Source organism: Frankia sp. CpI1-P, from assembly GCF_001421075.1.
GTDB lineage: Bacteria > Actinomycetota > Actinomycetes > Frankiales > Frankiaceae > Frankia > Frankia torreyi.
In genome coordinates, this window is the sequence record NZ_LJJX01000025.1 from 35,427 (window position 1) to 56,912 (window position 21,486).

At 74.1% G+C, this 21,486-nt stretch carries 15 protein-coding genes and 16 pseudogenes; 19 read left to right on the forward strand and 12 right to left on the reverse strand.

Going from position 1 to position 21,486, the window contains the following annotated elements:
• Window positions 1–20 precede the first annotated feature (20 nt).
• The 7 genes and pseudogenes from FF86_RS62655 to FF86_RS66815 all read right to left on the reverse strand — a co-directional run.
• Window positions 21–117 (reverse strand): hypothetical protein (locus tag FF86_RS62655; protein ID WP_255355831.1); only part of this gene is annotated, 97 nt, incomplete at its 5' end.
• Between the two features lies 1 nt (window position 118).
• Window positions 119–178 (reverse strand): annotated as a pseudogene (locus FF86_RS50860) (hypothetical protein); the annotation flags it as partial.
• 21 nt (window positions 179–199) lie between these two features.
• A pseudogene (locus FF86_RS50870) lies at window positions 200–742 on the reverse strand (phosphoketolase); the annotation flags it as partial.
• Window position 743: 1 nt separating this feature from the next.
• A pseudogene (locus FF86_RS50875) lies at window positions 744–1,530 on the reverse strand (phosphoketolase); the annotation flags it as partial.
• A gap of 1 nt (window position 1,531) precedes the next feature.
• Window positions 1,532–1,608: pseudogene (locus tag FF86_RS50880) on the reverse strand (hypothetical protein); the annotation flags it as partial.
• Window position 1,609: 1 nt separating this feature from the next.
• A pseudogene (locus tag FF86_RS50885) lies at window positions 1,610–2,267 on the reverse strand (phosphoketolase); the annotation flags it as partial.
• A gap of 1 nt (window position 2,268) precedes the next feature.
• Window positions 2,269–2,456 (reverse strand): annotated as a pseudogene (locus tag FF86_RS66815) (hypothetical protein); the annotation flags it as partial.
• 296 nt (window positions 2,457–2,752) lie between these two features.
• On the opposite strand from FF86_RS66815, the gene FF86_RS17305 reads away from it, so the two are divergent.
• The gene (locus tag FF86_RS17305) at window positions 2,753–4,036 is read left to right on the forward strand and encodes an AAA family ATPase (protein WP_052681144.1); all 1,284 of its coding nucleotides are present in this window, start codon (window positions 2,753–2,755) and stop codon (window positions 4,034–4,036) included.
• Window positions 4,037–4,050: 14 nt separating this feature from the next.
• On the opposite strand, the gene FF86_RS17310 is transcribed toward FF86_RS17305, so the two are convergent.
• Window positions 4,051–4,944, reverse strand: a complete 894-nt coding sequence (locus tag FF86_RS17310) for a universal stress protein (RefSeq protein WP_044885774.1) — start codon at window positions 4,942–4,944, stop codon at window positions 4,051–4,053.
• A 197-nt stretch (window positions 4,945–5,141) separates the two neighbouring features.
• Between FF86_RS17310 and FF86_RS66820 the strand changes: the two are divergent.
• The 9 genes and pseudogenes from FF86_RS66820 to FF86_RS66830 form a co-directional block, all read left to right on the forward strand.
• Window positions 5,142–5,365 (forward strand): annotated as a pseudogene (locus FF86_RS66820) (hypothetical protein); the annotation flags it as partial.
• 1 nt (window position 5,366) lies between these two features.
• Window positions 5,367–6,473: pseudogene (locus tag FF86_RS66825) on the forward strand (4Fe-4S dicluster domain-containing protein); the annotation flags it as partial.
• On the forward strand, window positions 6,460–6,814 hold a 355-nt coding region (locus FF86_RS17320; protein WP_242418943.1), incomplete at its 3' end, for a cyclic nucleotide-binding domain-containing protein. The pseudogene FF86_RS66825 and the gene FF86_RS17320, both read left to right, overlap by 14 nt.
• Window positions 6,815–6,898: 84 nt before the next feature.
• Entirely contained in the window at window positions 6,899–7,825 is a 927-nt protein-coding gene (locus FF86_RS17325) for an FAD/NAD(P)-binding protein (RefSeq protein WP_199865403.1), read from the forward strand.
• Window positions 7,825–8,143, forward strand: a pseudogene (locus FF86_RS50900) (oxidoreductase); the annotation flags it as partial. The gene FF86_RS17325 and the pseudogene FF86_RS50900, both read left to right, overlap by 1 nt.
• A gap of 1 nt (window position 8,144) precedes the next feature.
• Window positions 8,145–8,727: pseudogene (locus tag FF86_RS50905) on the forward strand (oxidoreductase); the annotation flags it as partial.
• Window positions 8,714–9,950 (forward strand): Ni/Fe hydrogenase subunit alpha (locus FF86_RS17335; RefSeq protein WP_242418944.1); only part of this gene is annotated, 1,237 nt, incomplete at its 3' end. The pseudogene FF86_RS50905 and the gene FF86_RS17335, both read left to right, overlap by 14 nt.
• A gap of 1 nt (window position 9,951) precedes the next feature.
• Window positions 9,952–10,060, forward strand: a pseudogene (locus FF86_RS50910) (hypothetical protein); the annotation flags it as partial.
• A 43-nt stretch (window positions 10,061–10,103) separates the two neighbouring features.
• Window positions 10,104–10,551 (forward strand): annotated as a pseudogene (locus tag FF86_RS66830) (hydrogenase maturation protease); the annotation flags it as partial.
• Here FF86_RS66830 and FF86_RS17345 read toward each other — a convergent pair.
• Window positions 10,509–11,211, reverse strand: a 703-nt coding sequence (locus FF86_RS17345; RefSeq protein ID WP_242418945.1) for a universal stress protein, incomplete at its 5' end; no start/stop codon positions are given. The pseudogene FF86_RS66830 and the gene FF86_RS17345 sit on opposite strands and share 43 nt — an antisense overlap.
• Window position 11,212: 1 nt before the next feature.
• Window positions 11,213–11,372, reverse strand: a pseudogene (locus FF86_RS50915) (universal stress protein); the annotation flags it as partial.
• A gap of 1,010 nt (window positions 11,373–12,382) precedes the next feature.
• Here FF86_RS50915 and FF86_RS50920 point away from each other — a divergent pair.
• The 9 genes and pseudogenes from FF86_RS50920 to FF86_RS50945 form a co-directional block, all read left to right on the forward strand.
• Entirely contained in the window at window positions 12,383–13,207 is an 825-nt protein-coding gene (locus FF86_RS50920; protein WP_242418960.1) for an AAA family ATPase, read from the forward strand.
• Window positions 13,208–13,334: 127 nt separating this feature from the next.
• The coding region (locus tag FF86_RS50925; RefSeq protein WP_242418961.1) for a GAF domain-containing protein at window positions 13,335–13,914 on the forward strand (580 nt) is incomplete at its 3' end.
• A gap of 92 nt (window positions 13,915–14,006) precedes the next feature.
• Window positions 14,007–14,307: GAF domain-containing protein (locus tag FF86_RS50930; RefSeq protein ID WP_313954350.1), on the forward strand; the 301-nt coding region annotated here is incomplete at its 3' end.
• 1 nt (window position 14,308) lies between these two features.
• A pseudogene (locus tag FF86_RS50935) lies at window positions 14,309–15,053 on the forward strand (sensor histidine kinase); the annotation flags it as partial.
• A gap of 284 nt (window positions 15,054–15,337) precedes the next feature.
• Window positions 15,338–17,167, forward strand: a 1,830-nt coding sequence (locus FF86_RS66835) for a heavy metal translocating P-type ATPase (protein WP_396229928.1), incomplete at its 3' end; no start/stop codon positions are given.
• A gap of 75 nt (window positions 17,168–17,242) precedes the next feature.
• The coding region (locus tag FF86_RS66840; RefSeq protein ID WP_396229929.1) for a hemerythrin domain-containing protein at window positions 17,243–17,516 on the forward strand (274 nt) is incomplete at its 3' end.
• 1 nt (window position 17,517) lies between these two features.
• Window positions 17,518–17,672: pseudogene (locus FF86_RS66845) on the forward strand (hypothetical protein); the annotation flags it as partial.
• Between the two features lie 82 nt (window positions 17,673–17,754).
• Window positions 17,755–18,575 (forward strand): PEP/pyruvate-binding domain-containing protein (locus FF86_RS50940; protein WP_304438150.1); only part of this gene is annotated, 821 nt, incomplete at its 3' end.
• Between the two features lies 1 nt (window position 18,576).
• Window positions 18,577–20,058: pseudogene (locus tag FF86_RS50945) on the forward strand (putative PEP-binding protein); the annotation flags it as partial.
• Window positions 20,059–20,085: 27 nt separating this feature from the next.
• On the opposite strand, the gene FF86_RS34840 reads toward FF86_RS50945, so the two are convergent.
• Together FF86_RS34840 and FF86_RS66850 are read right to left on the reverse strand one after the other, a co-directional pair.
• Complete coding sequence (locus tag FF86_RS34840; RefSeq protein ID WP_052681146.1) at window positions 20,086–21,039, reverse strand: hypothetical protein; 954 nt, start codon at window positions 21,037–21,039, stop codon at window positions 20,086–20,088.
• Window positions 21,040–21,150: 111 nt separating this feature from the next.
• Window positions 21,151–21,486 carry an Hsp20/alpha crystallin family protein gene (locus tag FF86_RS66850; RefSeq protein ID WP_055867549.1) on the reverse strand — a complete coding sequence of 112 codons (336 nt, stop codon included), beginning with the start codon at window positions 21,484–21,486 and terminating at the stop codon, window positions 21,151–21,153.

A 21,486-nucleotide genomic window follows, 5' to 3' on the forward strand; every position in this document is an offset into this window, starting at 1 on the left:
CGAACCTGGACCGTCGCCCTCTAGACGGACGGTTCGGGGGCCGGCTGGGAGTCGTCCCAGGTCCAGTTACGGATCTCGGGCAGGTCCTCCAGATGGTCGCGAATGTAGTCGTGGTGGNGGCTGAGCTGAGTTTCGCAATGGGTGACGAGCCGGTCGGTGCCGGGATGGGTGGTGCGGGNGAACTCGATGGCGAGGCGANCGAGGTGGTAACGACTGACCTCGTTGCGGACGAGCATGTCGAACGGGGTGGTCGTCGTGCCCTGCTCGATGAAGCCGCGGACGTGGAAGCGCTGGGGGTTGCGCCGGCCGTGCAGGAGCTGGTGAACGCCCCGGCTGTAGCCGTGGAACCCGACGACGACGTCGGTCTCGTCGGTGAACAGGGCCCGGAACATCGGGTTGGAGAAGCCGTGCGGATGCAGGTCGCTGCGCAGCAGGGCCATCAGGTCGATCACGTTGACGACCCGGATGGAGAGGCTGGGCACGAACTGGCGTAGCAGCTGGGCGGCGGCGAGGATCTCCATGGTGGGCACGTCGCCGATGCCGACGAGAACGATGTCGGGATCGCGGCCGAGCTGGGATTCGGTGCCGGCCCAGTCCCAGACGGAGCCACCGCGGGCGGCGTGCTCGTCGGCCTCGGCGGCGGTGAGGTACTGCAGATGCGGCTGCTTGTCGGCGACGAGCAGGTTGACGTGGTCGCGGCTGCGCAGGCAGTGGTCGGCGACGGACAGCAGGCTGTTGGCGTNCGGCGGCAGCCAGATCCGGATGACTCCGGGGGACAGCGGCACGACGGTGTCGATGAGGCCGGGTCCCTGGTGGGAGAAGCCGTTGTGGTCGTTGCGCCAGCAGGTGCTGGTCAGCAGCACGTTGAGGCTGGGGACGGGCTCCCGCCAGCCGAGCTTGGCCCCTTCCTGCAGCCATTTCGTGTGCTGGACGAGCATCGAGGCGGACACCATGGCGAACGCCTCGTAGGTGGCGAACAGGCCGTGGCGGCCGGTGAGGGTGTAGGCCTCCAGCCAGCCCTGGCACAGATGCTCGGAGAGCACCTCCATGACCCGGCCCGAGGGGGAGACCCGGTCGTCGTGCGGGTCGATGGGGGCGACCATGCAGCGGTCGGTCACCTCCAGGATGGCGCCGAGCCGGTTGCTGGTGAGCTCGTCGGGGCTGAACACCCGGAAGGTGGTCGGGTTGTCGCGGTAGACGTCGCGCAGCAGCTCGCCGAGCGGCCGGGTCGTCTCGTAGGAGACGCGACCGCGGTGGCGCGGGTCGATGTCCAGGGTGTAAGCGCGCCGGTCGGGCAGGCGCAGCGGTTCGGTGCGCCGGCCGCCGTTGGCGTAGCTCGTGGCCCCCAGCCGTTTGTCCCCGACCGGGGCGAGCGCGGCCAGCTCGGCGGCGAGCCGGCCGTCGGCGTCGAACAGCCGCTCGGGTTGGTAGGACCGCAGCCACGCGTCGAGCTGGGCCAGGTGCTCCGGGTTGTCGCGGACCCCGGCAAGGGGCACCTGGTGGGCGCGGAAGGTGCCCTCCACCTGCACGNCGTCGACCTCATGCGGGCCGGTCCAGCCCTTCGGGGTGCGCAGCACGATCACCGGCCAGGTCGGGGTGTCGGTGACCNTGCCGCCGGGGCGGCGGGCGGCGTGCTGGATGCGCCGGATCGCCTGGTGGGCCGTGGCGAGGGCGGCGGCGAAGTCCCGGTGGACCTGGCGGACGTCGGAGCCTTCGACCCACAGGACCTCGTAACCGTGGCCGGCGAGGTAGGCGGTCACCTGGTCGCGGCTGCGGCGGCCGAGAACGGTGGGGTTCGCGATCTTGTACTGGTTGAGGTTCAGGATGGGCAGGACCGCGCCGTCCCGGGCCGGGTTGAGGAAGGTGATGCCCTTCCAACTGCCCTCCAGCGGGCCGGTCTCGGCCTCCCCGTCGCCGACGACGGCGGCGACCAGCAGATCGGGGTGGTCGAACGCGGCCCCGAAGGCGTGCACCAGGGCGTAGCCGAGCTCGCCGCCCTCGTGGATCGACCCCGGCGTCGGCACGCTGACGTGGCTGGGGATCCCGCCCGGGGTGGAGAACTGCTCGACCAGCCTGGTCAGCCCCGCCGTGTCCGCGGACACCCGCGGGTAGATCTCGGAGTAGGTGCCTTCCAGGTAGGTGTTCGCGACCAGCGCCGGGCCGCCGTGCCCCGGGCCCGCCACGTACAGCACGTCCTGGCCGGTCAGGCTGACCAGCCGGTTGAGATGCGCGTACACCAGGTTCAGCGCCGGCGATGTCCCCCAGTGNCCGAGCAGCCGCGGCTTGATGTGTTCGCGGCGCAGCGGCTCCCGCAGCAGGGGGTTGGCCCGCAGGTAGATCTGGGCGGCCGTCAGGTAGTTGGCGGCGTTCCAGTAGGCGATCAGTCGGTCCAGCGACGGTTCGTCCAGCTCCGGAGTCGGACGGTCGAGTCCGTCGACGTCCACCGTGGCAGTCATGGTGCCAAGACTCCCACCCGTCCCGCCCACCACATACAGGTGTCCGATTCCGGGAAGGTCCCCGAACCGGGAAGGTCTGCCGTCGGGGGTCCGAAGGGCCCGAGGCCAGGTGCCTTCCGGCATTCGTCGCCGAGATGCTCCATGGACAGGATGACATTGCCCACATCGGTGGGGGACACGGGCCGGCTCGGGAACCCACCGGTCCCCGATCGCCTTCGGGCCGGCCGGGGATCCTTCGGGACGCCGGGATCCTTCGGGACGCCGGGATCCTTCGGGACAAGGACAGGAGACGATCGATGTCGGGTCAGGACCAGGTACTGCTGACCTCAGCCCGGGACGCGACCCCGGCCACCGCGGACCGGCTGCCCCCGCCGGACCGGCTGCCCGACGAACGACGGCTGTCCTCGCTGGTGGCCTCCGGGGCCCGGGTGCAGCCGCAGCTGCGGGCGATCGCCCGCCGGCTGGCGGTGTTCCACGAGCAGGGCGAGACCTCGCCGGAGATCGCCCGGGCGGGCGGCCTCGCCGCGCTGCGGGCGCTGTGGCTCGAAGGCCTGGTGGGCGTCGAGCCGTTCCGTGACCTGCTGGACGGCGAGGTCGTAGACGAGATCGGCCGACTCGCCCTGCGCTACCTCGACGGCCGGGCGGCCCTGTTCACCGAGCGGCAGCGGGCGGGTCGCATCCGCGACGGGCACGGCGACCTGCTCGCCGACGACGTCTTCTGCCTCGACGACGGTCTCCGCATCCTCGACGGCCTGGAGTTCGACCGGCGGTTGCGGGTCGGCGACGTCCTCGGCGACGTCGCCTTCTTCGCGATGGACCTCGAACGGCTCGGCCAGCCGGGGGCGGCACGGTACTTCCTGGACGCCTACCGGGAGTTCTCCGGCGAGACCCACCCAGCCTCCCTGGAACATCTCTACCTCGCCTACCGGGCCTTCGTCCGGGCCAAGGTCGCCGGCATCCGGGACCACCAGGGGGAGCCGGGCGCGGCCGACGCGGCCCGCGAGCTGGCCGCGCTGGCCCTGCGCCACCTGCGCCGCGGCCGGATCCGGCTGGTCCTGGTCGGCGGCCTTCCCGGGACCGGCAAGTCGACCCTGTCCCAGGGGCTGGCCGACGGGGCGGACGGCTGGGTGCGGATCGGATCCGACGCGGTGCGCAAGGGGCTGGCGGGTCTGGCTGCCGAGCAGTCCGCCGCCGACGCGTTCGGTGCGGGGCTGTACGGTCCGCAGCCGACGGAGGCGACGTACTCGGAGCTGGTGCGACGCGCCCGGACGGCCCTGGAACGGGGGGAGAGCGTGGTGCTCGACGCCTCCTGGACCTCCGGCGCGCACCGGCGGCTCGCCGCCCAGCTCGCCACCGAGACCGACGCCGACCTCGTCGAACTGTGCTGCGTGGCGCCGCCGGAGGTGGCGGCCGCGCGGATCGCGCGCCGCGCCGCCGTAGGCGGCGACGCCTCGGACGCCACGATCGCCGTCCACGCCGCGATGGCGGCCCGCAACGACCCGTGGCCGACGGCCCACGAGGTGCCCACGACCGGTCCGGCCGGTGACGCGCTTCGGGCCGCGTGTGCCCTCGTCGCCTGACCGACCCGGGCCCGTCAACCACCCTCTCCGCCGGCAGGCCGGCGGATGACGGCGACCGGGCAGGTCGCGTGCAGCAGGCACTGCGAACTGGTGGAACCGAGCAGCAGGTCGGCGAACCCACCGCGGCCCCGAGCGCCGACGACGAGGAGCTGGGCTCGCACCGCCGTGTTGATGAGGCCGTAGGCGGCGTTGCCCATCACCAGGTCGGTGTCGACCGTGAGGTCCGCCCGGCCGGCGAGGCCGGCGCTCGCGGACTCGTCCAGGACGGCCTGGGCGGCGGCGCGAAACACCCCGTCGCCCTCGTCGAGCCGGTCGGCGGCGGGTGGGGGCGGCTCCCACACGTGCACGATGCGCAGCGCGGCCCCGCGCAGTTCGGCCTCGACGGCGGCCCAGGCCAGGGCCTCGATCGAGGCACGCGAACCGTCGACCCCCACGACGACGGGGCGGTGGCCGGGTGCGGTCCCGCCGTGGACCACCACGACCGGCACCGTCGCGCCGTGCGCGCAGGCGAGGCTGACCGAGCCGGTGAGCATGCGCCTGGTCCGGTCCACCCCACGGGCGCCGAGGACGAGCATGGCGGCATGGTCGGACTCGGCCAACAACGTCTGGACCGGTGGCCCGAAGACCGTGCGTTCGACGATCCGGGCTGTGGGCTCGTCCTTGCGGACCCGCTCCACGACCTCGTGGAGCAGCCACGGGGCCGTCCAGCGCGGATGCTCCGGCGAGGTGGCCGCAGGCGGGACGCCCGGCTCGTGCGGGGGCCCGGCGGCCGCCCAGACCAGGACCGCGCGCACCTGGGCGTCGCGCCGGCGTGCCGCGTCCACCGCCCAGCGAAGTGCCCGCTCGGCGTCCGCGGAACCGTCGATCCCCACGACGATCTGCGCCCCGGGGACGTCCTCACCTCCCACGGCATCTCCTCTCCCGGCTGTCCGACCTGCTCCCGGCTGTTCGGCCTGCTCCCGGCTGTTCGACCTGCTCAGACTGACACCCGCAGGGAGTGACGGCGAGCGCACGGACGAACACGTGGGAGTGCCGCGGTCGAACGGGCGGCTTCCCGGGCGTGGACGGATCCGGCGCCCAGGTTCCTCGGCGGNCACCTCAGGGTATGGCCTCGACTACAGGACGTCATGACCGGCCGGCCGGCCAGCCGGACGGAGGGGACGGGGGTGCGGTGGCGCAGCCAGAGGTGGTCGAGGCCGTCGTCCGGCCGGCCGCGCTCGGCACCCTCGTCGAGGTGCTGCGGGCGCGCGGTTACCGGGTGGTCGGCCCGACGGTGCGGGACGGTGCGATCGTCTACGACGAGATCGCCGGCGCCGCGCAGCTTCCGGTNGGCTGGACCGACGTCCAACAGCCCGGCCGTTACCGGCTCGAACGTCGTGGCGACGCGGCGCTGTTCGGCTACGCCGTGGGGCCGCACTCGTGGAAGCAGCACCTGCTGCCGCCCCGGTTGCGCCTGCTGCGGATCCGCCGCGGCGGCGGCGAGGGGTCCGAGGCGGTGGAGGGGTCCGAGGCGGTGGAGGGGTCCGAGGCGGCGGAGGAGTTCGAGGCGGCGGAGGAGTTCGAGGCGGCGGAGGAACCGACCCCACGCACCAGGGTGGCGTTTCTCGGCGTTCGTTCCTGCGAGCTGCACGCGATCGCGATCCAGGATCGGATCCTGCTCGGCGGCGGCACCCGGGACCGGGACTACGCCGCCCGCCGCAGCGACGTGTTCATCGCCGCGGTGAACTGCCACGAACCGGGCGGGACCTGTTTCTGCGTGTCCATGAACACCGGCCCGGCGGTGCGGGAGGGCTACGATCTCGTGCTCAGCGAGATCCTCGACGCCGACCACCGGTTGCTCGTCGAGGCGGGCACCGCCCGCGGCGCCGAGGTGGTGGGCGAGCTGGCCGGGCGGGCGGCGGAGCCTGCGGACCGGACGGCGGCCAGGGCCGCGGTGGACCGCGCGGCCGACCGGATGGGGCGCACGGTCGAGGCGGCTGATCTGCGCGACCTGCTCGCGGACAACCTCGAACACCCGCGCTGGGACGAGGTGGCACAGCGCTGCCTGACCTGCGGTAACTGCACCATGGTGTGTCCGACCTGCTTCTGCACCTCGGTGGAGGACGTCAGCGACCTGCGCGGCGGCGAGGCGGAGCGCTGGCGCAGCTGGGAGTCCTGCTTCTCGCTGGACCACTCCTACCTCCACGGCGGCAGCATCCGCGCCGCGGGGCGGTCGCGCTATCGCCAGTGGCTGACCCACAAGTTCGGGACCTGGCATGACCAGTTCGGCACGTCCGGATGCGTCGGTTGCGGACGGTGCATCACCTGGTGCCCGGTCGGCATCGACGTGACCGAGGAACTGGCCGCGATCCGGGCGAACTCCCTGGCCGGCGACCCCGACCCCACCAGCGCCCAGCCGCGCCCGCCCGCGCGTGAGGCCCGCGATGACGCCAGTTGAGACCCCGCTCGCCGAGGCCGGCGTGTTCGCCGGGATACGGCCGGACCATCTCGCGCTGCTCGCCGGCTGCGCCCGCCACGCCGTCTTCCCGGCGGGTGCCCTGCTCCTGCGGGAGGGCGACCCGGCGGACACCCTCTACCTCGTCCGGCAGGGCACGGTCGCGATCGAGATGTTCGTCCCGGCCCGCGGATCGGTCCCCCTGGAAACCGTCGGAGCCGGCAGCGTCGTCGGCTGGTCGTGGATGTTCGCGCCCTACCGTGTCCACTTCGACGCCCGCGCCCGCTCGCTCGTCCGGGCCGACGCCCTCGACGGCGCCTGCCTGCGGGGCCGGTTCGCGCAGGNCCCGGCGCTGGGCTACGACGTGCTCTCCCACCTTGCGCAGGTGCTCATCGAGCGCCTGCAGGCGACCCGGATGCGGCTGCTCGATGTCTACGGAAACCCGGACCGGGGCTGACGGCGCCGTCGGGGCGATGACCCCGCGGCCGTTCCGCGTCACGAGCCACCGCCAGGAGACCCGGGACACGTGGACCCTCGAGCTCGAGCCGGTCCGCGGCGCCCCGCTCGTCGCCAGGCCCGGCCAGTTCACCATGGTGTACGCCTTCGGCGTCGGCGAGGTCCCCCTGTCCGTGTCCGGCGGCCCGGTGTCCGGCGGCCCGGTGTCCGGCGGCCCGGTGTCGGGCGGCCCGGTGTCGGGCGGCCCGGTGGGAGAGGGCGGGGACGGGCAGCTCATGCACACCGTGCGGGCGGTCGGCGCCGTGACGGAGGCGATCTGCGCGGCCCGCCCGGGCGACGTCCTCGGGGTGCGCGGCCCGTTCGGACAGGGCTGGCCGCTGCGGGCGGCCGCCGGCTCGGACGTGGTCGTCGTCGCCGGTGGGCTGGGCCTGGCGCCGCTGCGCCCGGTCGTCCGGCAGATCCTGCGCCGCCGCGCCGACTTCGGCGCCGTCGCCGTGCTCGCGGGCAGCCGGACCCCCGACGACATCCTCTTTCGCCGGGAGCTGGCCGGCTGGCAGGACCGGGCCGACCTGCAGACCCTGGTCAGCGTCGACGGCGGCCAGCCCGGGTGGCGCGGGCGGGTCGGGGTCGTCACCGCCCTGCTCCCCGAGGTGCACGTCGACCCCGCCCGGGCGGTCGCGTTCATCTGCGGGCCGGAGGTCATGATGCGGCTGACCGCGCGGGCGCTGGTCGACGTCGGCGTGCCGGCCGACCACGTCCACCTGTCCATGGAACGCAACATGCACTGCGGGCTCGGTCACTGCGGCCGCTGCCAGCTCGGCCCGCTGATCCTCTGCCAGGACGGACCGGTCCGCGGCTACGACCGCCTCGCCCCGCTGATGGCCGTGCGGGAGCTGTGATGCGGACATCGGCCTCGACATCACCATCGGCATCACCATCGACCGCGGCCGCCAGGCCCCGCCTCGCCGTGTGGAAGTTCGCCTCCTGCGACGGCTGCCAGCTCACCCTGCTCAACTGCGAGGACGAGCTGCTCCCGCTGGCCGCTGAGGTCGAGATCGCCTACTTCCTCGAGGCGTCCAGCGCCACGGTCGCCGGGCCCTACGACCTGTCGCTCGTCGAGGGCTCGGTGACCACCCAGGCGGACGCGCAACGGATCGGGGAGATCCGGGCCGCCTCCCGGCGACTGGTCACGATCGGTGCCTGTGCCACCGCCGGCGNCATCCAGGCGCTGCGCAACTTCGCCGATGTCGACGGGTACCTTGCGGCCGTCTACGCCACCCCCGCGTACGTCTCCACGCTGTCGACCTCCACCCCGATCTCCGCGCATGTCCGGGTGGACTTCGAGCTTCAGGGCTGCCCGATCGACTCCCGCCAGCTCCTCGAGGTGATCAGCGCGTTTCTTGCGGGTCGACGCCCCGCCATCTCCTCGGCCTCGGTCTGCACCGAATGCAAACGACGGGGAACGGTCTGTGTCATGGTCGCACACGGCACGCCCTGCCTCGGGCCGGTGACGCATGCGGGCTGCGGCGCGATCTGCCCGGCCTGGCACCGCGGCTGCTATGGCTGCTTCGGCCCGATGGAGAGCCCCAACACCCCTGCGCTCGTCCGCGAGCTGACGGTGCTCGGCATGGACGACCGCGAGACCGGCCGGGTGTTCCGGACGTTCAACGCCGCCGCGCCGGCGTTCCTCGCCGCGTCCCGCGACGCCGCCGAGGGCGGTGGGATCCATGCCGAGGACACCGACGCCGAGGACACCGACGCCGAGGACACCCAGGCCGAGGACACCCATGCCGAGCAGTAGGCGCATCACGGTCCCGCCGCTCACCCGGGTCGAAGGGGAAGGCCGGCTGCTGATCCGGGTCAGCGACGGCCGGGTCGACGAGACTCGGCTGAACATCTTCGAGCCGCCGCGCTTCTTCGAGGCACTGCTGCGCGGGCGGGCCTACACCGAGGCCGCCGACATCACCTCCCGCATCTGCGGCATCTGCCCGGTCGCCTACCAGCTGAGCGCGCTCGCCGCGATCGAGCAGATCTGCGGGGTCGGCGTCGACGGTCAGCTCGCCGCCCTGCGGCGGTTGCTGTACTGCGGGGAGTGGATCGAGAGTCACGCGCTGCACGTCTTCCTGCTGCACCTGCCGGACTTCCTCGGCTGCGACAGCGGCCTCGAGCTGGCCCGGGAGCATCCCGCGGTCGTGCGCCCGGGGCTGGAGCTGAAGAAGATCGGCAACACCCTGATGACGCTGATCGGCGGCCGCGCGGTGCATCCCGTGAACGCGCGGGTCGGCGGCTGGTACCGGGCCCCGACCCGCGGGGAACTCGACCGGCTCGTCGGTCCGTTGGAACGGGCCCGCGACATCGCCCGGGACACCGCCCGTTTCGTCGCCGGCCTGGACTTTCCCGACGACGAGGTCGGCGCGGTCTTCGTCGCGCTGCGGCAATCGGGACAGTACGCGATCGAACGAGGCCGGATCGCCTCCAGCGAGGGCCTCGACATCGCCGCCGCCGACTACGACAGCCACTTCGTCGAAGAACAGGTGCCCTGGTCCACCGCCCTGCACTCGACGCTCGCCCCGCTCCCCCCGCTCCCCCCGCACGCCCCGCTCGCCCCGCACGCGATGTCGGCCGCCGGCGGCTCCTACCTCGTCGGACCGCTGGCTCGCTTCGCGCTGAACGCCCGGTGGCTGGCGCCGGCGGCGCGGGAGACGGCGGCGGAGGTCGGCCTGCGCCCGCCGGAGCGCAATCCCTTCCGCAGCATCATCGTGCGCTGCGTCGAGATGGTTCACGCCGCCGACGAGGCGCTGCGGATCATCGGCGACTACACGGAACCCGCATTCCCCGCCGTGCCGGCCCGGCCGCGGGCGGGAATCGGACACGGCGTCACCGAGGCGCCTCGCGGGCTGCTCTACCACCGCTATTCCACGGACCGCGACGGCACGATCCTCGACGCGAAGATCGTGGCGCCGACCTCCCAGAACCAGCGTCCCCTCGAGGAGGATCTGCGGGATGTCGTCGAACGCTCGCTTGNCCTGCCCGAGGCCGACCTCGCTCGTCGCTGCGAGCGGGTCATCCGCAACCACGACCCCTGCATCTCGTGCGCGACCCATTTCCTGACCCTCGACATCGACCGCGGCTGACGGTCGTCGGGATCGGGAACCGGTGCCGGCACGACGACGCGGNGGGCCTGGTGGTCGTCCGCCGACTCCAGGGTCGGTTTCCGCTCGCGACGAGCACGGTCGAGGGTCTCGACGAGCCGGCCGGTCTGTTCGCCGCCTGGGACGGTGCCCACGGCGTCTGGATCATCGACGCCGCCCGTTGCGCCGCCGCACCGGGAACCGTGTTCCGTTTCCGGGCCGACGAGCGGCCACTGCCGGCGCAGCTGATCGGCCCGTCGACCCACACCCTCAGCGTCGCGGACGCCGTCGAGATCGGCCGGGCGCTCGGCGGGCTTCCCCGCTTCGTCGTCGTCCACGCGATCGTGGGCCGTGACTTCTCCCGCGGCGAGGGACTCGATCCCGACGTCGCGGCCGCCGCCCGCGGTGTCGCCGCCACCGTCCGGGCCGAGGTGGCGAGGTGGGCCGCTCGCTACGCAGCGGCGTGCACGACCGCAACCGGGCACGACGCGTGATGCAGGCACTGGTGGGCGACCGAACCGAGCAGCAGCTCGGCGAAGCCGCCGTGACCCCGGGAGCCGACGGCGAGCAGCTGCGCGTCCTCGGCCGCCGACAGCAGCGCATGGGCCGCGCCGTCGGTGACCAGCCTGTCGTCCACGACGAGGTTCCGGCGGTCGTCGATTCCCTCGGCGAGGCAGGTGTCGAGGACGGACCGGGCGGCCTTCTCGGCGGCGGTGTAGTCCACGCCGACGTAGACCGGGGGGTAGCCCAGCGGGACCGGCAGCCAGGCATGGACGACCCGCAGGACCGCCCCGCGCAGGCGCGCCTCGCGGGCCGCCCACCGCAGCGCCTCGAGCGACGCGGCCGACCCGTCGACGCCCGCGACGACCGGTCCCTGCGTGCTGTGCTGACGGACGCGGGTCACGACCACGGGCGTGGTCGCCCTGTGCACGCAGGCGGCGGAGACGGAGCCCATGAGGACCCCGCGCAGGCGGCTTGCTCCGTGGCGGCCGACCACCAGCAGCTCGGCGTTGGTCGCGGCCTCGAGCAGAGCCTCGGCCGCGCCGCGGGACTCCATGCGCTCCACTACCGGCACGGGACGCCGCGAGTCGAATGCGTTGCGTACGGAGGTCTCCAGGAGGTGGCGGGCCGTGGTCTCGGCCTCGGGCGACCCCNGCTCGTGCCGCATCCTGGCGATGGCCGCCGAGGAGTCGTCCGGCGACCAGGCCAGCAGGGCGGTGACCGTCACGTTTCGCAGGTGTGCTTCGCGCAGGGCCCAGCGAAGTGCCTCCTCGGCCTCCGGCGACCCGTCCACTCCGACCACAATGCCGCTCATCCTGCGCCTCCCGTCACGCCGTGTTCATGTCAGCGGACACAGCGTCGCCCGGTCGGCATCGTCGATCGAGTGCGGTTCGGCGGTGGGACCCGGGCCGCCCGGCCCTGCCGACCGGAACGAAAGGCCCCTGTCGTACCCCCATGCTCCCGGGACGATCGGCCCGGACCGGGCCGACGGTCAACGCCGCCCCCGGCTCTGCGCGCGGTGGAGACAGATCAACAGGACCTTGGCCCCGGGCGGGACGGACCTTCGGGCCCGTCGGCCGCGACCTGCGCATGCATCCGCCGCACCAGGTGCGCGGGCACTCTCGGGGCATGGCTGTGATGACCGAGGCGAGCCCGTTCCCGGCGGGGCGAGACGAGCCGGTGCCGGCCGGTGCGCCGGTGCCGGCCGGTGCGCCGCGACCGTTCGCGGGGTTCGTCGAGACGTCGGGATCGGTGCTGTACTTCTTCGGGGATCGGGTCTTCAAGGTCAGGAAGCCGGTGGATCTCGGTGGGGTGGACCTGCGGAGCCGGTCGGCCCGGCGGGCCGACTGCGAGGCGGAGGTGCGGCTCAACCGTCGCCTCGCGCCCGACGTCTACCTCGGCGTCGCCGACGTCGTCGGGCCGGGCGGGGAGCCCTNCGACCACATGGTCATGATGCGTCGCCTGCCCGCGGCGCGCCGGCTGTCGACGCTCGCCGAGAGCGGGGCCGCGGCCGTCGAGGAGATCCACTCCATCGCCGAGGTGCTCGCCGACTTCCACGCCCGGTGCGAGACCTCCCCCCGGATCGCCGCGGCCGGCGACCCGGATCGCCTGCGCGCGCGGTGGGACGACTGCGTCGCCGAGGTGCGCCGTGCCGGCGGCGTGGCGGTGGGCGCCGACCTGCTCGACCAGGTGGACCGGCTCGCGGGACGGTACCTCGAAGGCCGGGGCGAGCTGCTGCGGGAGCGCCGGGAGGCAGGGTGGATCCGCGACGGGCACGGCGACCTGAGCGCGGCGGACACCTTCTGCCTCGACGACGGTCCCCGGATGCTCGACTGCCTGGAGTCCGAGCCCGAGCTGCGGGCGGCCGACGTCCTGGCGGACGCCGCCGCCCTGGCGGTCGACCTGGAATGGCTCGGACGTCGCGATCTCGCACGTGCGCTGCTCGACCGGTACCGCGACAGGACGGGGGAGAACCATCCCCGGTCGCTCGAGGACTTCTACTGCGCGCTCGCGGCGCTGCGACGCTGCCAGCTGGCGTGCCGGCGGCTCGCCGCCGGTGAGACCGCGGCGGCGCGTGAGGCCAGGGTCTTCGCCGAGCTGGCCTGGGCCCGGCTTCGCCGGGGCCGGGTCCGGCTGGTGCTGGTCGGCGGCCAGCGGGGCACCGGGAAGTCCACGCTCGCCGACGGACTCGCCGCGGCCGAGCGGTGGACCGTGCTCCGTTTCGACGACGTCGCGGCGGCCTGGTCGCCCCCGCCCGGTCGTCCTGAGCCCGCCGCGGGACACCGAACACCGGTCGACGGCGTGGACGCCGTCCACCAGGAGCTGCTGCGCCGGGCCGCCGCCGCGGCGTTGCGTCGCGGCGAGTCCGTCGTGGTCGACGCGCCGTGGAACCGGCACGGCCAGCGCCTCGAGGCGGCCGAGGTGGCCCGCCGGGTCGCGGCCGACCTGGTGCAGCTGCGCTGCACGGCCCCGCCCGATCTCGCGGCCACCCGCGTCGACCCGCGCCGCGCGACCCCCGCCGGCCCTGCCGGCCCTGCCCGTCTCGCCGACAGCGTCTCCCGGGGTGAACCGTGGCCGGAGGCCAGGAGCATCGACACGGCGGCGACCGCCGCGGACGCCCTGCGCCACGCCCGCCGCGCCGTCGTCTGACCACCGGTGCGGGTGGTCTGCGCGTGAACATCCAGCCGCCGCCCGGAATGGGTCCCGTGCGGCCGATCGATTCCGGTACTGTTCGGGCGTGGGCACGGAAGCCGAGCTCGTCGCAAACGGGGCTGGGGTGGAAGCGAACGCGCTGTCACCGTCCCCGCAGGGGGAGGGCTTGACCTTCCCCGTCGTCGCGCGCCTCGAACTCGACGAGCTGCTCACCCAGCTGGTCGAGCGCGCCCAGGATGTGCTGGCCACCCAGGGCCGGTTGCGCGGGCTGCTCGCGGCGAGTCGCGCCATCGCCACGGACCTGCGGCTGCCGGTGCTGCTCCGGCAGGTCGTGGAGGCGGCGTGCGAGCTGCTCGGCGCCCGGTACGGGGCCCTGGGCGTCATCGCGCCGGACCGCACCCTGGAGGAGTTCATCCACGTCGGCATGGACCCGAAGGACGTCGAACGGATCGGTCACCTGCCCACCGGCCACGGTGTGCTCGGTCTCCTGATCGACGATCCCCGGCCGCGCCGCCTCGACGACATCTCCCGGGAGCCGAGCGCGTACGGCTTTCCGCCCGGGCATCCGCCGATGCGGACGTTCCTTGGCGTGCCCATCACCGTGCGTGGTGAGGTGTTTGGAAACCTCTATCTGACCGAGAAGCGCGGCGGCGCCGCCTTCACCGCGGAGGACGAGGAGCTCGCGCTGGCGTTGGCCGCCAGCGNCGGCGTCGCGATCGAGAACGCGCGGCTGTTCCACGAGGCCCAGCAGCGGCACCGGTGGATGAGCGCCTCGGCCGAGGTGACCCGGCAGATCATGGCCGAAGCCGACGGTGCGCTCGGGTCCGTCGTGCAACGGCTGTGCACCGTCGCCGACGCGCAGTTCGTCTCGGTCGCCCTGCGCGAGGAGGATCCCGGCAACGTCCGGGTCGCCGCCGTCGCCGGGGTGGATACCGCCGGGCGCATCGGGCAGCGGATACCGCTCGAGGGCACCCTGACCGGCCGGGTGATGGCCGAGCAGCAGCCGCTGCGGGTACAGGATGCCCGTCTCGACTCCCTTCCCGAGGAGCGGGGGGCCGAGACGGGTTCGTTGATCGTCCTGCCGCTGGTCGCCGGTGNCGACCACGTGTCCGGCGTGCTGCTCGTCGGCCGGAACCGGGCCGAGCGGCCTTTCAGCGACGCCGATCTCGCCAGCGCCGCAGGCTTCGCCGGCAATGTGGCGATCACCCTGGAGCTGGCTCGGGTCAAGGCCGACCGGGAACGGCTGGTGGTGCTGGCGGATCGCGGTCGCATCGCCCGTGACCTGCACGATCACGTCATCCAGCGGATGTTCGCCGTGGCGCTCGGCCTGCAGGATGTCGCCCAGTACGAACGCCCGGCGAATGCCGAGCGGCTCAACCAGTACGTCGACGACCTCGACGTGACCATCAAGGACATCCGACGGTCGATCTTCGAGCTGCGTAGCAGCGGCGAACCGAAGGAACAGCGCCGCCTGCACACCGAGATCGACCGGATCGCCGAGGACGTCCGCCCGGCCCTCGGCTTCACGCCGACCATCCGCTACTCCGGCCCGCTCGAGACCGTGGTCGGCGACGAGCTCGCCGCCCATGTGATCGCCGTCGCCCGGGAGGCGCTGACCAACGCCGCGCGCCACTCCCAGGCCCGGTCCGTCGAGCTCCGCCTCGGCGTGGCCGGCGACGCGGTGGTCGTCGACGTGATCGACGACGGCGTCGGCATCGGCTCCGCCGATCGGCGCAGTGGGTTGGCCAATCTCCGGTCCCGGGCCGAGCAGCTCGGCGGATCCTTCAGCCTCACCACGCCGGCCGGCGGGGGCACCCACCTGCACTGGGCTGCCCCGCTGTGACCGTGCCCTGACGGACTCCCAGCCCCCACAGCGCAGTGCGGCGCAGTGCAGTGCGCCGCAGTGCGGGGCAGGATGCAGGGCGGGGCAGGCTGCAGGGCAGGGCCGCACGGGACTCCGGGACGGATCCCGTGATGCGCCCGTCGTGCCGCCGTCGGCACCGAGGTACACGACGATGGGTGATGACCGTGGGCGGAGAATCTTCCCGGGAACCTGCCGCTGCGGCCGACNCGCAACCGGGCGTAGTCGGCGGTCGGGCCCGGTCGACCCCGCGGAGGCGGGCGGCCCTGCTGGTCGGTCTGGCCCTCGGCGGACTGGCGGTCGGCGCCGTCGGGTGGTTCGTGGACCAGACCCGCATCAGCGCGGTGGCCTGGGCCGTGACCGCGGGGATCGCGCTGGTCCCGGCGGTCGCCAGCGTCGTCGCCGGGCTGCGTGACCGCAAGGCCGGCGTCGACGTGATCGCCGTGCTGGCCCTGATCGGGACCGTCGCCGTCGGCGAGTACCTGGCCGGCGCGGTGGTCGCGGTCATGCTGGCGACCGGGCGGCTGCTGGAGGCCGCGGCGGGTGAGCGCGCCGAGCGGGCTCTGCGGCAGCTCCAGGCCGCCGCACCCCGCAGCGCCCGGCGTCGTGAGGGCGCCGGGCTGCACACGGTCGCGGTGGCGGAGATCGCCGTGGGTGACCTGCTGGTCGTCGGCGCGGGGGAGGTGGTCCCGGTCGACGGCCGCGTCGAGCGGGACACGGCCGTGATCGACGAGTCGACGCTCACCGGGGAGCCGGTGCCCGTGACGAAGCGCGCGGGCGACGCGGTCCGGTCCGGGACCTTCAACGCGGGCGGGCCGTTCGAGCTGCGCGCGACCACCACGGCCGAGGACAGCGCCTACGCCGGGATCGTCCGGCTCGTCGAGTCCGCCCGCGCGGACTCGGCGGGCTCGGTCCGGATGGCGGACCGCTACGCCCTCGCCTTCGTGCCGGCGGCGCTCCTGCTGGCCGCCCTCGCCTGGGCGCTGTCCGGGCAGGCGGAGCGCGCGGTGGCCGTTCTGGTCGTGGCCACCCCGTGCCCGCTGATCCTCGCCGTGCCCATCGCGATCGTCTCCGGGCTGTCCCGGGCGGCCCGCCGCGGGGTGATCGTCAAGGGTGGTGGTGCCCTCGAGGCACTGGGCCGGGCCGACACCGTGCTTTTCGACAAGACGGGCACCCTCACCGTGGGCCGCCCGACCGTCACGGACGTCGTCACGGACTCGGCGTCGGCCGCGGGGTCGGCCCCCGCCGAGCTGATCCGGCTCGCCGCCTCCCTGGACCAGGTGTCGCCGCACGTGCTGGCCGCGGCACTGGTCCGGGAGGCGCGGGAGCGAGACCTGCCGCTCACCATGCCGCAGGACGTCGTCGAGGAACCCGGCACCGGGATCCGCGGCCGGGTGGCAGGCCGGCTGGTCGCGGTCGGAACCGCCGCCTGGGCCGGGGCCGCTGTCGGGGCTGCTGTCGGGGCCGGACCAGGGGTCGCACCGGTGGCCGAGGCCGGCGGCCGGTGGGTTCGCACGGTCCGGCGGCGGTGCACGTTCGACGGATCGACCGCGGTGTTCGTCGGCGTCGACGGGCGGCTCGCGGGTGCCCTGCTGCTGGACGACCCGCCCCGCCCCGACGCGCCGCGGATGATCAACCGGCTCCGCGCCGCCGGGGTGGGCCGGATCGTCATGGTCACCGGTGACCGGGCCGAGGTCGCCGAGTCGGTCGGGGCCGGGCTCGGCGTCGACGAGGTGATCGCGGAGTGCACACCGGCCGACAAGCTCGCCGCGGTCCGGGCCGAGGGCCGCACCGCGAGCACCGTTATGGTCGGTGACGGTGTCAACGACGCACCGGCCCTCGCCGCGGCGACGGTCGGGGTGGCGCTGGCCGCGCGCGGAACCACGGCGTCGGCGGAGGCCGCGGACGTCGTCCTGACCGTCGACCGACTGGACCGGCTGGCCGAGGCGATGGCGATCGCCGCCCGCTCGGTGACCATCGCCCGGCAGAGCGTCCTGCTGGGGATGGGTCTGTCTTTGATCGCCATGGTCGTGGCGTCGTTCGGCGGCCTGGCCCCGGCGCCGGGGGCGCTGTTGCAGGAGGGCATCGACATCGCCNCCATCGGCAACGCGCTGCGGGCACTGCGGCCGGGCCGGGACCGGTCGGTGTCCCTGCACGGCGAGCAGGCGGCGATGTCCGAGCACTTCGCCGCCGAACACCACCGCCTGCGCCCCGGCCTGGACCTGCTCCGGAGCGCGGCGGCGGTGGCCGACGACGCCGAACCGGCCGAGATCCTGCGTCGCGCCGGCGCCGCCCACCGGTTCTGCGTCGAGGAGCTGCTGCCGCACGAGGACGCCGAGGACGCCGAGTTCTACCCGGTGCTGACGAGCGTGCTCGGGGGGAGCGAGTCGACCGCCATGATGAGCCGGGCGCACATGGAGATCCACCATCTCGTCCGCCGGCTCGNCCGGCTTCTCGACGAGCTCGATCCGGCCGACCTCGACCGGGACGACGTCCGTGACCTGCGCCAGCTGCTCTACGGGCTGTACGCGGTCCTGCGCCTGCACTTCGCGCAGGAGGAGGAGGACTACTTCTCGCTGGCGGACGCCCCACCGATCCCGCNGGCGGGCCAGGAGGTGCTGGCCTGACCTGCGCGTCCCGGAGGTCGCCAGGGTGGACCGGCACAGGAGGAGACGGGACGGCCATGGACACACGGACGCGATCGATCGTCTGGTTCGACGAGCTGGGCGCGGCGGACACCGGCGTCGCCGGAGGCAAGGGCGCGAACCTGGGGGAACTGACGGCGGCGGGATTTCCGGTGCCGCCCGGCTTCGTCATCCCGGCGGCGGCCTACCTGGCCGAGACGGAGCGGTCCGGGGCGCGGGCGGAGCTTGCCCGGGACCTCGCCGGCGCCGACGCGGCCGACGCCGGCGCGCTGGCCGCGCGCTCCCGACGCCTGCGCGACCTGGTCGGTGCCATCACCATCGGCCCCGAGCTGCGCGCGCACATCGTGGACGCTTACCACAAGCTCGGCGGCGGTTTCGTGGCCGTCCGCTCGTCGGCGACGAGCGAGGACACGGCGGGCACCTCCTTCGCGGGGATGAACGCGACGTTCACCAACATCCGGGGCGAGGACGCGCTCGTCGACGCGGTCCAGCGCTGCTGGGCCTCCCTGTTCGGCGAGCGGGTCCTGACCTACCGCGCCAGCCGGGGAGTCCGGGACGAACCCGCGATCGCGGTCGTCGTCCAGCGCATGATCAACGCAGACCGCTCCGCGGTGGCGTTCAGCGCCGACCCGGCGACCGGGGACACCGGCCGGATCGTGATCGAGGCGGCCTTCGGCCTCGGCGAGGTGATCGTCTCAGGACAGATCGTGCCGGACACGTACGTGGTGGACCGGGCGGGCCCGAGGATCGCCGAGGTGCGGACGGGCGTGCAGAGCCACCAGATCGTCCGCGGACCCGACGGTGCCGACCAGCGGATCGCCCTGCGGCCCGACGAGGGCGGTGCGCGGGTGCTGAGCGANGACGAGATCCGCACCCTCGCCCGCCTGGTCGACGGGGTGCAGGAGCACTACGGCGAGCCCCAGGACACCGAGTGGGCGATCGAGGACGGTCGCACCTACCTCGTCCAGGCCCGGCCGATCACCACGTTGCCCGCGGAGCGGACCGGACCCGCGGCGGACGGTGGTGCGCCGCCGCTGGTCGGCGGCCTCGGCGCCGCGCCGGGGACGGCCAGTGGGCTCGTCCGGGTGCTGGTCTCCCCTGCCGAGGGCGGCACGCTGCGCGACGGCGAGATCCTGGTCGCCCCGATGACCTCGCCGGACTGGGTCCCGACCATCCGGCGGGCCGCGGCGGTGGTCACCGACAGCGGCGGGGTGACCTGCCACGCGGCGATCGTCAGCCGGGAGCTGGGCGTCCCCTGCGTGGTGGGTGCCCGCACCGCGACCAGCGTGTTGCGCACCGGCCAGCCGGTGACGGTCGACGGCGGCCGCGGCACGGTGCGCGGCGGCCTCGCCCCGACCGAGCCACGCCGGCCGGTCACCGCGGGCAGCGGGCGGGAGCCCGGCGCGCCGGGCGCGGCCGACCCGCCGGTCACGGCGACCCGGCTGTACGTCAACCTGGCCGTCGCCGAGCGGGCCGAGCAGGTCGCGGCCCTGTCCGTCGACGGCGTCGGCCTGCTGCGCGCCGAATTCCTGCTGACCGAGGCGCTCGGCGGGGTGCACCCGAAGCGGCTGCTCGCCGACGGCGGCCGGGCCGAGTTCGTGGCCCGGATGAGCAGCAGCCTCAGCCGGATCACGCGGGCGTTCTCGCCGCGCCCGGTCGTCTACCGGGCCACCGACTTCCGGACGAACGAGTTCCGCGGGCTGCGGGGCGGCGAGGCGTTCGAGCCCGTCGAGGCGAACCCCATGATCGGTTACCGTGGCTGCTACCGCTACGTCCGCGAACCGGAGCTGTTCGCCCTGGAGCTGGAGGTACTCGCCGAGGTCCGCCAGAGCACCCCCAACCTGCACCTGATGATCCCGTTTGTGCGTACCCGCTGGGAGCTGGAAGCCTGCCTGGAGGCGGTCGACGCGAGCCCGCTCGGCGGCGACCGCGGGCTGCGCCGCTGGGTGATGGCCGAGGTGCCCTCGGTGGCCTTCTGGATCCCGACCTACGCCGCGATGGGCATAGACGGGGTCTCGATCGGCTCCAACGACCTCACCCAGCTCGTGCTGGGCGTCGACCGGGACTCGGAGACCTGCGCGGAGCTGTTCGACGAGTCCGACCCCGCCGTGCTCGACACGATCACGCGCATCATCGACGCGTGCACCGCGGCCGGGATCACCTCGTCCCTGTGCGGGCAGGCGCCGTCGAACCGTCCCGAGTTCGCCGAGCACCTCGTGCGCGCCGGCATCACCTCGATCTCGGTGAACCCGGACGCGGTGGATCCGGCGCGCCGGGCGCTCGCGGCGGCCGAACGCCAACTGCTGGTCGAGGCGGCGCGCCGGGACCTCGCGCGCCGCTGAGGATCCGGGCGCGCCTGGTGCGGCTGCTCAGGACGCCGGCACCGGCAGCAGGGCGGTCACCGTGAAGCGCTCGACCGCGACCAGGTGACCGCCGGTCCAGGCGACCACGGTCAACACCGGGTCCTGGGCGTCCCGGTACGTCACCCTGGTCGACCATCCCTGGTTCGTACCACCGGCCGGCAGGCAGCAGGACTCGCCGATCGGCCGGGCCGACGACGGTTGCCGCACCTGGACGTGGATGTTCTCGTCGACGCCGGTGATCCGCCCGCCGACGGTGACGGGGGAGGCGTACCGCGTGCCGTACCGCGGCGTCAGCAGCGAGAAGTCGGCGTCGCGGGTTCCGACCACTTCCCAGGGGGCGTCGGAGCCGGCGCCGAGGCGGACGAGATGCACGACCCCCGCCGTCGCGTCGCCGTATCCCTCGGGCCGGGCGAAACCGACGCCGACATGGGCGTCGGTCGTGCCGATCTGCCGCGTGGTGACCCGGTCGATGCCACTCAGGGCCAGGTAGCCACGGGCGAAGTCGAGCGCGGTCAGCCCCGCGTCCAGATGCCACGGCTGGTGGCCACCGCCGGCCGCCTGCCAGTCGCGCGCCTGTGCGGCGTCCCGGAACGGCCAGAGCAGCTGGTAGGCGAGCCATGGCTGGGCGGCCGGGGTCGACGTGGTGGCGGCGGAGCCGCGCGGGACGGGGCCGGCGCCGCGCTGTCCGGTCGGCGTCGCCCCGGGAGTGACAGTGCCGGTCGGGGCCGGCGGGGTGCTGGCCCGACCCGTCCCGGCGGGCGCACTGGTCGTGGGTGAGGCGGTCGGTGCCGTCGTCGACGCCGCGTCGTCGCCGGCGCGGCCGTCGAGGACGGCCCAGGACCCGGCGGCCACGGCCAGTACCGCCACCACGATCGCGACGATCAGCCAACGGTCCCGCCGCGGTCGGCGCCACCGTCCTGTGACGCCTCTGCGGGCGGTGTCCTCGTCTGGGGAGTCCACGGCAGTCACCTCATGCTTCTCGGGAGGCAGGGAGGCAGGGAGGCCGGGGGAGCGGGGGACCGGGCGGTGCGCCACGGCCGGGCCCGCGGCGTACCGCCCGGCTGGCGCGGGTCAGCCGCGCTGCACCTCGATCCTGCGGGTCGTGGCCGTGGCCTGCCGGTCGTCGACCGGCACCCTGATCTCGAGAATGCCGTCCTTGTAGGTCGCGGCGACCTGGTCGTCCTTCGCGCCCGCCGGCAGCGGCAGGCTCCGGGAGAACGATCCGTACCGGAATTCGGACCGGTAGCCGTGGTCCGTCTTCTCAGCCTTCTCGTCACGCCGCTCGGCCCGTACCGACAGGACACCTTCGGCGACGGTGATCTCAACGTCGCGGGCCGGGTCGATACCGGGCATCTCCGCCCGGACGACGTGCATTCCGGCCTCGTCCGTCTCCTCCACGCGAATCAT

What these genes read in the sequence shown, in the direction of transcription:
- FF86_RS50920 (WP_242418960.1), top strand. Translation starts at nt 12,383, where the DNA reads ATGCTCGACTGCCTGGAGTCCGAGCCCGAGCTGCGGGCGGCCGACGTC.
- FF86_RS17305 (WP_052681144.1), top strand. Translation starts at nt 2,753, where the DNA reads ATGTCGGGTCAGGACCAGGTACTGCTGACCTCAGCCCGGGACGCGACC.
- FF86_RS17325 (WP_199865403.1), top strand. Translation starts at nt 6,899, where the DNA reads ATGTCTACGGAAACCCGGACCGGGGCTGACGGCGCCGTCGGGGCGATG.
- FF86_RS66850 (WP_055867549.1), bottom strand. Translation starts at nt 21,486, where the DNA reads ATGATTCGCGTGGAGGAGACGGACGAGGCCGGAATGCACGTCGTCCGG.